At 66.7% G+C, this 10,475-nt stretch carries 13 protein-coding genes and 1 pseudogene; 5 read left to right on the top strand and 9 right to left on the bottom strand.

Features of this window, described 5'->3' with window-relative positions:
- The first annotated feature begins 100 nt into the window (after positions 1-100).
- Positions 101-613: a glutathione peroxidase gene (locus AAG799_RS12305; protein WP_341896277.1), complete on the top strand. Its 513-nt coding sequence runs from the start codon at positions 101-103 to the stop codon at positions 611-613.
- 52 nt (positions 614-665) lie between these two features.
- Positions 666-1,535 (top strand): 23S rRNA (adenine(2030)-N(6))-methyltransferase RlmJ, encoded by an 870-nt coding sequence (gene rlmJ, locus AAG799_RS12310; protein ID WP_341896256.1) that lies wholly within the window; start codon positions 666-668, stop codon positions 1,533-1,535.
- On the opposite strand, the gene AAG799_RS12315 is transcribed toward rlmJ, so the two are convergent.
- Positions 1,532-2,017, bottom strand: a complete 486-nt coding sequence (locus tag AAG799_RS12315; RefSeq protein ID WP_341896258.1) for a nuclear transport factor 2 family protein — start codon at positions 2,015-2,017, stop codon at positions 1,532-1,534. The genes rlmJ and AAG799_RS12315 overlap by 4 nt on opposite strands.
- A 77-nt stretch (positions 2,018-2,094) precedes the next feature.
- Here AAG799_RS12315 and AAG799_RS12320 point away from each other — a divergent pair, with 77 nt between their 5' ends.
- Entirely contained in the window at positions 2,095-2,592 is a 498-nt protein-coding gene (locus tag AAG799_RS12320) for a low molecular weight protein-tyrosine-phosphatase (RefSeq protein ID WP_341896260.1), read from the top strand.
- Positions 2,593-2,596: 4 nt separating this feature from the next.
- Here AAG799_RS12320 and AAG799_RS12325 read toward each other — a convergent pair whose 3' ends face one another.
- On the bottom strand, positions 2,597-3,001 hold the full coding sequence (locus AAG799_RS12325) for an SRPBCC family protein (protein WP_341896262.1): 405 nt from the start codon (positions 2,999-3,001) through the stop codon (positions 2,597-2,599).
- 2 nt (positions 3,002-3,003) lie between these two features.
- Positions 3,004-3,381 carry a VOC family protein gene (locus AAG799_RS12330; protein WP_341896264.1) on the bottom strand — a complete coding sequence of 126 codons (378 nt, stop codon included), beginning with the start codon at positions 3,379-3,381 and terminating at the stop codon, positions 3,004-3,006.
- 99 nt (positions 3,382-3,480) lie between these two features.
- On the opposite strand from AAG799_RS12330, the gene AAG799_RS12335 reads away from it, so the two are divergent.
- Both AAG799_RS12335 and AAG799_RS12340 read left to right on the top strand, forming a co-directional pair.
- On the top strand, positions 3,481-4,368 hold the full coding sequence (locus AAG799_RS12335) for an AraC family transcriptional regulator (protein WP_341896266.1): 888 nt from the start codon (positions 3,481-3,483) through the stop codon (positions 4,366-4,368).
- Between the two features lie 100 nt (positions 4,369-4,468).
- Complete coding sequence (locus AAG799_RS12340) at positions 4,469-4,693, top strand: hypothetical protein (protein ID WP_341896268.1); 225 nt, start codon at positions 4,469-4,471, stop codon at positions 4,691-4,693.
- Between the two features lie 39 nt (positions 4,694-4,732).
- On the opposite strand, the gene glcF is transcribed toward AAG799_RS12340, so the two are convergent.
- The 6 genes and pseudogenes from glcF to AAG799_RS12370 form a co-directional block, all read right to left on the bottom strand.
- Positions 4,733-6,031, bottom strand: a complete 1,299-nt coding sequence (gene glcF / locus AAG799_RS12345; protein WP_341896270.1) for a glycolate oxidase subunit GlcF — start codon at positions 6,029-6,031, stop codon at positions 4,733-4,735.
- Between the two features lie 3 nt (positions 6,032-6,034).
- Positions 6,035-7,270: a glycolate oxidase subunit GlcE gene (gene glcE / locus AAG799_RS12350; RefSeq protein ID WP_341896272.1), complete on the bottom strand. Its 1,236-nt coding sequence runs from the start codon at positions 7,268-7,270 to the stop codon at positions 6,035-6,037.
- Between the two features lie 174 nt (positions 7,271-7,444).
- Positions 7,445-8,932, bottom strand: a complete 1,488-nt coding sequence (locus AAG799_RS12355) for an FAD-linked oxidase C-terminal domain-containing protein (protein ID WP_341896274.1) — start codon at positions 8,930-8,932, stop codon at positions 7,445-7,447.
- Between the two features lie 4 nt (positions 8,933-8,936).
- Complete coding sequence (locus AAG799_RS12360; protein WP_341896275.1) at positions 8,937-9,683, bottom strand: FCD domain-containing protein; 747 nt, start codon at positions 9,681-9,683, stop codon at positions 8,937-8,939.
- A 135-nt stretch (positions 9,684-9,818) separates the two neighbouring features.
- Positions 9,819-9,944 carry a type B 50S ribosomal protein L36 gene (gene ykgO, locus AAG799_RS12365; RefSeq protein ID WP_144066828.1) on the bottom strand — a complete coding sequence of 42 codons (126 nt, stop codon included), beginning with the start codon at positions 9,942-9,944 and terminating at the stop codon, positions 9,819-9,821.
- A 144-nt stretch (positions 9,945-10,088) separates the two neighbouring features.
- Positions 10,089-10,475, bottom strand: a pseudogene (locus AAG799_RS12370) (methyl-accepting chemotaxis protein); the annotation flags it as partial.

Genomic DNA, 10,475 nt, shown 5'->3' on the forward strand with positions numbered 1-10,475 from the left:
GCTGCGGCGCCGGCTGGTGGGCACCATCGCCTCGCTGCCGCTGATCGCCGCCGGCCTGATCGCGCTCGGGCCCTTCGGCAGCAATGTGCAGGCCCAGCAGATGAGCAAAAGAGGAAGCACCGGCATGACCGCGCACCAGTTCGAACTCACCGCCATCGACGGCACGCCGATGCCGCTGAAACAGTTCCAGGGCAAGGTGGTGCTGCTGGTCAACACCGCCTCGCAATGCGGCTTCACCCCGCAATATGCTGATCTGCAAAAGGTCTGGCGCCAGTATCGCGACAAGGGCCTGGTGGTGCTGGGCGTGCCGTCGAACGATTTCGGCGGCCAGGAGCCGGGCTCGGCGGCGCAGATCAAGGAATTCTGCGAGGTGAATTTCGACATCGATTTCCCGCTCGCCGACAAGCAGGTGGTGACCGGCGCCAAGGCGCATCCGCTATATCGCTGGATCGCCGCCGAGCTGGGCGAGGACGCGCTGCCGAAATGGAATTTCCACAAATACCTGATCGGCGCCGATGGCCGGCTGATCGAGGGTTTCGCCACCCCGGTGAAGCCGACCGACGGCAAGGTGACCCGCGCCATCGAAATGGCGCTGCTGAAGGCCAAGGTCTGAATCCCGGGTGTGACGCTTACGCCGCCGCCGGCAATGCCGTAAACCTTGCGGCATGAACTACCGCCACGCCTTCCATGCCGGCAATTTCGGCGATGTGCTGAAGCATGTCGTGCTGCTCGAACTGCTGGACGCCCTGCATCGCAAGCCGAGCCCGGTGCATCTGCTCGACACCCATGCCGGCATCGGGCTCTACGACCTGGCCGGCGACGAGGCGCAGCGCAGCGGTGAATACCGCTTCGGCGTCGGCGCCGTGCTGGCCGACATGGCCGCCGAGAAACAGCTGCCGCGCTATGTCGCCGCGCTGAAACGGCTGAACCCCGAGCTGAAGCCGGGCGGCAGCGGGCTGCGGCGCTATCCCGGCTCGCCCTGGCTGCTGGCCGACAGCCTGCGCCCCGACGACCGGCTGACGCTCTGCGAGCTGCATCCGCAGGATGCCGAGGCGCTGAAGCGCAATCTGGCTGCCGAGTTCGGCCGCGATTCCGCGGTGGCGGTCCATCACCGCGACGGCTTCGAGGCGATCAAGGCGCTGATGCCGCCGACGCCGCGCCGGGGCCTGGCCCTGATCGATCCGGCCTTCGAGGCCAAGGATGAATTCGAAATCTTGAGCAAGGCGGTGCTGGCCGCGCAGCAGCGCTGGGCCACCGGCCAGCTGGCGGTGTGGTATCCGATCAAGGATCAGAAAAGCATCGAGAGCTGGAAGTCGGCCCTGGCGAAGGCGCTGAAATCCGAGACGCTGTGCATCGAACTGACGGTGCGGCCGGCCAAGGATGCCAGGCAGATGAGCGGCAGCGGCCTGCTGGTGATCAATCCGCCCTGGCAGCTGAAGGAAACCCTGGCGCCGATGCTGGAGTTCCTGAAAAGCCGCCTGATCCGCGAGACCGGCGGCGGCACCCGCATCACCACGCTGGTGAAAGCCGGCTAGTGGATGGTGCCCGACGACGGATCGAAATCGTCGTCATCATCATCCTCGTCATCCTCATCGTCGTCATCGGGCTCCGGATCGTCGTTGCTGGCACTGCCCGGCGGCGGCGTTGCCACCGGCCCGGCCTGGTGATGGCTGAGCCGCCAGGCCTTGCCCTCGCGCACGAACAGGTTCGACGCGATCAGATACTGGTCTTCGACCTTCTCGAAACACAGCACCAGCGCGACATCGCCCCACAGGGTGACGCGCGGCGCCATCATCTGCAGCACCGGCTGCGAGGGATTGGCCAGGATACGGCGCCAGCCTTCCAGCACCGCCTCGCGCCCCATCAGCGGCGGCCAGCCGGGATGGATGCAGACCACGGGCGCCTGCTTGGCCCAGAGTTCGCCCATCGCGTCGATATCGCGATTGGCAAAGGCCCGGTAGAAGGCCGCATTGGCGTCCAGCAGGGCGGTTTCGTCATCAGGCGGCGGCGTTGGCATCGCCACCACTGTAGAATGCGTCGCGGCGCCTGTGTAGTGCCTTGCGCCGCGGAAGCCGCAATGCTTCCCTGCCGGCCATGCCCGTGCCCGCCGCCACCAAACCTGATTTCGCCGTGCTGATGGTCTGCACCGGCAACATCTGCCGTTCGCCCACCGCCGACGGCCTGCTGCGCCATGCGCTGCTGCGCCACGGCCTGGCCGAGCGGGTGGAGGTCGATTCCGCCGGGACACACGATTATCACATTGGCGACCCGCCCGACCGCCGCAGCATCGCCACCGCGCGGCGTTACGGCGTCGATCTCAGCGGTCTGCGGGCGCGCCAGGTGACGGCCAAGGATTTCGCCCGTTTCGACCTGGTGCTGGCGATGGATGACGGCCATTTCCGCCAGTTGCAGCGACTCTGCCCGCCCACCCATCGCGACCGGCTGAAACTGTATCTTTCCTATGCGCCCCAGTTCGGCCGCGACGTGCCCGACCCCTATTATGGCGGCACCGACGGCTTCGACGAGGTCTGGCGCATGTGCGAGACGGTGACCGAGGCGCTGGTGGCGGAGATCCGCAGCCACCTCGGTTAGTGCATCAGGCCGCGCTGCTCTCCAGCCGGCGCTGCATCGCCAGCATGCCCTGCGCCATCATGCCGTCGATGGCCGGTTTCAGTTCTGCCGGCAGCAGATCGGCGCGCCAGACCACGCGGCAGCGACCAGGCCCGTCCGCGATCACCTCGAAGGAAGCGTTGTGATGGGTCAGACGGCCGCCGACCACGGCATAGGCGAGCCGCCGGCCGGCATCGTCGACATCGACGATCATCTCGCGCGCCACCATGCCATTGGCGAAGGTAACAATGCGGGCTGCACCATCCTCCACCAGATGGCAGTCGGTGACAAAGCCCGGTGCCAGCCGATGCACGGCACCGACATCGCGGAAGGCGGCCCAGGCGGCTTCTGGGCTGGCGGCAACGGCCATGTCCTTGCGGATGGTCGCCATGGTCAGCCCGCCTTGCCGCAATAGGCCTCGATGCGATAGCCATCGGGGTCGATGGCGAAGGCGGCATAGTAGTTGGCATCGTAATCGGCACGCAGGCCGGGCTTGCCGTTATCCTTGCCACCCTGCGCGAGTGCCGCGGCATGGAAATCATCGACGCTCTTGCGGCTGGGTGCATCGAAGCAGAAATGCAGGCCCGAAGCCTTGTCAGCCGGCACCGGTGTGTCGGTCTGGCTGATCCACAGCACCACCGCCGTGTCGCCATAGCCGAGCGAGCCTTCGCTGGCACTCAGGCAGGTGTAACCCAGCGGCTTGAGCGCGGCATCGTAGAATGTCTTGGTCTTCGCCACGTCGCGAACGCCAATGGATACGTGATTCAGCATCGTCTTCTCCTGCAAATTTCCGGCAGCATCCCGCGCCGGCAGCCGCACCATGCCGCCCATGCCGGTTTTCGCGCTTGGGGAAAATTGCTATTCTGGGCCATGGCACAAACTGCTCCGAACCCGGCCAATCAGGTGCCGGACGACCCGACCGCCCGGCTGCCGACCGCCCGCGTCATTGCGCGCGGCGCCGACTGGACGTTCAGCGAGTTCGTCTGTCGCTCCGGGCCGCAGGACCGTCCGTTTGAGGAGCAGCATGACTTCGCCGCCATCGCCGCCGTGGTGGAGGGATCGTTCCAGTATCGCTGCGACAGCGGCAGGGCCCTGCTCTATCCCGGCGCTTTCCTGCTCGGCAATCCCGGCGGCTGTTTCGAATGCGGCCATGACCACAGCACCGGCGACCGCTGCGTCAGCCTGCAGTTCACGCCCGCGCTGTTCGAGGAAATCGCGGCCAGCGCCGCCGGCTCGCATCGCTTCCGCTTCACCAGCGCCATGCTGCCGGCCCTGAAACCGCTGATCCCGCCGGTGGCGCGGCTCGAAGCCATGGCGGCCGAGGGCGGCAGCGCGGTGGAGGAACTGGCCTTCCAGGTGGCGGAAACCGTGATCGACGCCGTCGCCGGTGGCAGCGGCATGTCGCAGGCGCCATCGCCCGCCGATGCGCGACGGATCAGCCGCGTGCTGCAGCATATCGCGGCGCATGCCACCGAGCCGCTCGATCTCGCCCGGCTGGCCGGGATCGCCTGCATGAGCAAATACCACTTCCTGCGCAGCTTCCGCCGCAGCGTCGGCGTGACCCCGCACCAGTATCTGCTCGGCCTGCGCCTGCGGCTGGTGGCCCGCCGCCTGCTCTGCTCGGCCGAGCCGGTCAGCAGCATCGCCTTCGATGCCGGCTTTGGCGACCTTTCCACCTTTAATGCGAGCTTTCGGACCCAGTTTGGTACCAGCCCGGGTAGTTTCCGGCGCGCCCACGGCAAATTGATGGCGGCCTGAGCCAATCGATCCGTCCCGTGATCGAAAAGTTACTTTCTTTTTATGGGCATTTCCCCGTACATGTCTGCCCTGTTATCGACCCGCTTCAGGATTCATCGCCATGCGTCGCCTCGTCTACACTTTCGCCCTGCTGCTCACCGCCGCCAGCATCATGCTGCCGGCCGCAGCCGTCCGGGCCCAGAGCAGCAATGCCGCCGCCATCGAAGCCTGCATGAAGGAAATCCGCAGCGCCCTGAAGGCCGGCCAGAAACTGACCGAACAGCAGCGCATGGTGGCCGAAGAACAGTGCCGCGCCCGCGCCGAGGTTAGCCCGGCCAAGAAGTGATGCCTCAGGCGGCGGGCCGTTGAGGCCCGCGCCTGACCTCTATCGCACTGGCGGCAGACCTTTGGGTCGTGGTCCGCCGGTCGCCCAGTCGAGCAGCTGCACGGTGTGCAGCACCGGCGTATCCATCCCACTGCCGATCTGGATCAGACACCCGATATTGCCGGCTGCCACCGCATCAGCATGGGTGGAGGCGATCGCCTTCACCTTGCGGTCGCGCAGCTGCGCGGATAATTCGGGCTGCAGCAGATTGTAGGTGCCGGCCGAGCCGCAGCACAGATGCGCGTCCGGCACATCCTTCACCGTGAAACCCGCCTGGGTCAGCAGCTGCTTGGGCAGGCTGGTGATCTTCTGGCCGTGCTGCAGCGAGCAGGCGCTGTGATAGGCCACGCTGATCGGCGCGGCATTGCCGGCGACAGGCCGCAGGCCGAGATCGCGCATCACCTCGGTGATGTCTTTGGCCAGCGCGCCGACCTGCGCGGCCTTCTCCGCCCAGGCCGCATCGCTGCGCAGCATGAAGCCGTAATCCTTCACCGTAGTGCCGCAGCCCGAGGCATTGATCACCACCGCATCCAGCCCCTCGCCCGTCAGCTCGCGATGCCAGGCCGCGATATTGGCTTTCGCCTTGGCATGGGCATCGGCTTCCTTGCCCATGTGATGGGTCAGCGCGCCACAGCAGCCGGCACCCTGCGCCACCACCACCTCGCAGCCATGCCGCGTCAGCAGCCGGATGGTAGCGGCATTGATCTCGGGATCGAGCACGCGCTGGGCGCAGCCTGTCAGCATCGCTACCCGCATGCGGCGCTCACCCTCGGCGCGGAACACCTGCGGCCGGTCGAGATCGGAGGCCGGCGGCAGATGGCGCGGCGCCAGCGCCACCATGGCCTTCAGCTTGGCCGGCAGCAGAAAGCGGAACAGCTTGCCAATCCTTGCCAGCCGCAGGCTGAAGCGGAACAGGCCCGGATTGGGCAGCACGCGCGCCAGCACATTGCGCAGCAGGCGGTCCATCAGCGGGCGCTGATAGGTGTCTTCGATATGGGCGCGGGCATGATCGACCAGGTGCATGTAATGCACGCTGCTCGGGCAGGTGGTCATGCAGCTGAGGCAGCTGAGGCAGCGGTCGACATGCCGCACGGTCTCTTCGGTGGCGGCATGGCCGCCTTCCAGCATCTGTTTGATCAGATAGATGCGGCCGCGCGGTGAGTCGCGCTCATCGCCGAGCAGCACGTAAGTCGGGCAGGTGGCGGTGCAGAAGCCGCAATGCACGCATTTGCGCAGGATGTCGTTGGAGGCGGCGATGCCCGGATCGGCGAGTTGCGCGAGGGTGAAGGTGGTTTGCATGGCTCAGGTTCCCGCGCTGGGCGCCATGCGGCCCGGATTGAGGATATTGATCGGATCGAAGCTGTCTTTCACCCGCTGCGATAATGCCGCCAGCGCCGCGGGCTGTGGCTGGAACACCGGCACGGCGGCGCGGGTGGCGAGATCGGCGCGCAGCAGCGTGGCATGGCCGCCGCCATGCGCAGCAATCGCACCGCGCACCAGCCCGGCATGCGCATCCTGCGCGGCCGGCAGGGTCAGCCAGACCAGGCCGCCGGCCCAATCGTAGAAGAAACGCGCCTCGGGCTGGGCCTGCGCAATCACGGCCGTCACCGCGGGCCCACTCAAGGGTGCCGTGGACATACGCCACAACGGGCGGTCCTGCGGCAGGGTGAAGGCGGCGGCATCGCGAATCTCGCGCCACAGCCAAGCCGAATTCATCGAATGCAGCTCCTCCAGCGGGCCGAAGGCGCCGAGCAGGTCACGCAGCGCCTCGCAGCGCGCCTTCACGGAAATATCCGTGCCCTCGATGCGCACGGCGGTGACACCGGTGCCGGCCTTGGCGACATAGGCGACACCGGACAGCGCGGCGACAGCCGCCGGCAGATGCGCCAGGCCGGCCACTTCATGCGGCGAAGCGGCGGCAGCGGCAAGCGCCTGGATGGCGCGGGCATCGTCGAGGCCGAAGACCAGCACGGTGCGGGTCTTTTCCGGCGCCGGCAGCACCTTCAGCGTCACCTCGGTGAGCGCCGCCAGTGTGCCATAGGCGCCGCAGACCAGCTTGGGCAGATCGTAGCCGGTGACATTCTTCACGACTTTCGCGCCGGCCTTGAAGATTTCGCCACGCCCCGAGACAGCGGTGAAGCCGAGCAGATGATCGCGCACCGCACCGGCCTTGAAACGGCGCGGGCCGGCAAGATTGCAGCCGATCGCGCCGCCGATGGTGCCGCGCGCCGCAGCATGGCCCCAGAGCGGGCCGTAATCCGGCGGCTCAAAGGCCAACATCTGGTTACGCGCGCCGAGCAGCTTTTCCACATCGCTGACCAGCGTGCCGGGCCGCAAGGTCAGCACCAGTTCGGCCGGCTCGTAATCGAGGATGCCGCTGAGCCGGCTCATGTCCAACGCATATTCGGTCTGCGCCGGACGGCCCAGCCCCGCCTTGCTGCGATGGCCATGCAGGCTGAGCGGCCTGGTCTCGGCCGCCGCCCATTTGATCAGGTCGGCCACATCGGTGGTGCCGGATGGGATGAAGGTCTCAGGCATTGGCCACCCAAACAGACATCACCCTCGCCGCACCACAAGCCGTCACCCTCGGATTTATTCCGAGGGTCCATCTGCGCGGTCCGTGGCGCCGATTATTGGGATGGACCCTTGGGACAAGCCCAAGGGTGACGATCTTTCTTATGGCAGGCTTTTTTGTAGCAGCGTTGTACATCTTTAGAATCTCGGTAGATCGGGGAAAGCGAGCTGGCCCTTGTGCACATGCATGCGGCCAAGCTCGGCGCAGCGATGCAGCACGGGAAACACCTTGCCGGGGTTGAGGCGGTGGTTGGGATCGAAGGCGCATTTGACGCGCATCTGCTGCGCCAGGTCGGCCTCGGTGAACATCGCCGGCATGAGGTCGCGCTTTTCGACGCCGACGCCATGCTCGCCGGTGAGCACGCCGCCGACCTCGACGCAGAGCCGCAGGATATCGGCGCCGAATTCCTCTGCCTTCTCCAACTCGCCCGGATTGTTGGCATCGTAGAGAATCAGCGGATGCAGGTTGCCGTCGCCGGCATGGAAGACATTGGCAACCCGCAGGCCGTATTTCTCCGACAGCTGGCCCATGCGGGTGAGCACCAGCGGCAGGGTCTTGCGCGGAATGGTGCCGTCCATGCACAGGTAATCCGGTGAGATGCGGCCGACGGCGGGAAACGCCGCCTTGCGCCCGGCCCAGAAGCTGAGGCGCTCGTCTTCATTTTGCGAGACCCGCAGCGATACCGAGCCACACTGTTCGGCAATGACCTTGACCCGGGCGAGCAGGTCATCGACCTCGGCCGGGGGGCCATCCAGTTCGATGATGAGCAGGGCCTCGACATCGCGCGGATAGCCGGCATGGACGAAATCCTCCGCCGCATGGATCGCCGGCCGGTCCATCATTTCCATGCCGCCGGGAATGATGCCGGCGGCGATGATTCTCGCCACGCAGTCGCCGGCCGATTCAGAGGTGGGGAAGCCGGCCAGCACGGCACGCTGGGTGGTCGGCTTGGGCAGAATGCGCACGGTGACTTCGGTGATGACACCGAGCAGGCCTTCCGAACCGCAGATGATGCCCATCAGGTCATAGCCCTCGGCATCCAGATGCTTGCCGCCGAGCCGTACGACATCGCCGTTCATCAGCACCATCTCGACGCCGAGGATGTTGTTGGTGGTGAGGCCGTATTTCAGGCAATGCACGCCACCGGAATTCTCCGCCACATTGCCGCCGATGGTGCAGGCGATCTGGCTCGACGGATCGGGTGCGTAATAGAAGCCGCGATGCTCGACCGCGCGGGTGATGCCGAGATTGGTGACGCCGGGCTGCACCACGGCGCAGCGATTGTCCCAGTCGATGTCGAGAACCTTGTTGAACTTGCCCAGCCCCAGCAGCACGCCATCGGCCAGCGGCAGCGCGCCGCCCGACAGCGAAGTGCCGGCGCCGCGCGGCACGATCTTCACGCCGCGTTCGTTGCAGAGCTTCATGACGTCTGACACCTGCTGCACCGTGCCGGGCAGCACGGCGACCAGCGGCAGCTGGCGATAGGCGGTGAGGCCGTCGCATTCAAAGGCGCGCAGGGAGGTTTCGTCGGCAATCACACCCTCGCCCGGCACGATGGCGCGCAGGGCGGCGATCAGGTCGAGCCGCTGGGCGATGATGTCCTGTTCCGGCGCCGGCATCAGCATGGCGTCATCCTTTGTGTTTGCGGTCGGCGACGCGATAGCGGCCGGCGGCCTGGGCAATATGGCGGCGCGCCGCGACACCGGCGGCCTGTGCATCGCCCTGCGTGATGGCATCCAGCAGGGCGCGGTGTTCGGCCTGGGCGGCTGCCGTGCCACCGCTGCTGCGCGCCGCCGGCTGCCAGGTCAGCGCGCGGGTGGCGGAGAAATGCTGCGCCAGGAAGGCGGCGAACTGCGCCAGGTAGGGGTTATGCGCTGCCGTCGCCACGGCAGCGTGGAAGTCGTCATCCGCGGCAGCGCCATTCTCGTCGCTCTGCAGGGCCTGTTCCATCCGGGCGAAGGCGGCATTCAGCGCGGCAAGGTCGGCCGCCGAGCGCCGCTCTGCCGCCAGCTCGGCCATGCCGACCTCGACCACGCCGCGCAGCTCGAAAACATGGGCCAGATCGGCAGCATCGAGCAGGCCGGGTTCGGCGATGCGGAAATTGGCCAGGCCGGGCTTCAGCGCCACAAAAGCGCCGGCGCCCTGGCGGGTTTCGACGAAGCCATCGGTCTTGAGCCGGGCGATCGCCTCGCGCACCACGGCGCGGCTGACCGCGTAGCGCTCGACCAGCTGCTTCTCCGTCGGCAGCCGGTCGCCGGGCTGGAACTCGCCGGCCCGAATCGAAGTCGCAAGCCGACCAGCCAGCATGGCGCTGAGACCGGTGGTCCTGGGCAATTCAGACAGGGCGGACTCGATGGGTGGGATGGGACTCGGCATGGCGGTTATTTGTCAGCTTGTCTGACAAATCCTGCAAATCGTCGCCGCCGTCAAGTCCAAACAAAACGACCCGGCTGCAGAGCAACCGGGTCGTTTGAAAACCTAGCAATGCGAGGGCCTTAGCCCTCGATCTGCTTAACCCTGGCGCGCCTTGAAGCGCGGGTTGGTCTTGTTGATCACGTAGACGCGGCCCTTGCGGCGCACGACGCGGCAATCGCGATGACGGCCCTTGGCCGACTTCAGGGAATTCACGACCTTCATGACACTGACCTCAGGAGCAATAAAAAACCGGACGCAGCCTTAACCCGCCCGGCGGAAAAGTGGGCCGGAACATACCGGCGGGTCTGCGGCCTGTCAACCGTAAAACCCGCCGGAAATCCGGCCCGTGTGGCGAGGCTTAAACCTTTAGAATTCCTGCCAATCCTGGTCGTTCGACGGCGTGGCAGCCGGGGCGGCGGAAGCCGGCTTCGGCGCCGCTGCAGCCGCGGCCTTGGGCCGGGGCGGCGGTGCCTTCGCCGCAGCCGGGGCTGCCGGACGGGCCGGCGCCTGCGGACGCGGTGCGGCAACCGGCGCGGACGCCACAGCCATCGGTGCCGAGCCGCCCTCGACCTTGAAGAAGCCGACCAGTTCGGCGAGCTGGACCGCCTGGTTGTTCAGGGTCTGCGCCGCCGCCGTGCTTTCTTCCACCAGGGCCGCATTGCGCTGGGTCATCTCGTCCATGCTGCCGACGGCGGTGTTGATCTGGTCGAGGCCGGTGGCCTGCTCGCGGCTGGCGGCCGCGATCTCGGCCAC

The sequence above is a fragment of the Ferrovibrio terrae genome, assembly GCF_943371255.1.
GTDB lineage: Bacteria > Pseudomonadota > Alphaproteobacteria > Ferrovibrionales > Ferrovibrionaceae > Ferrovibrio > Ferrovibrio terrae_B.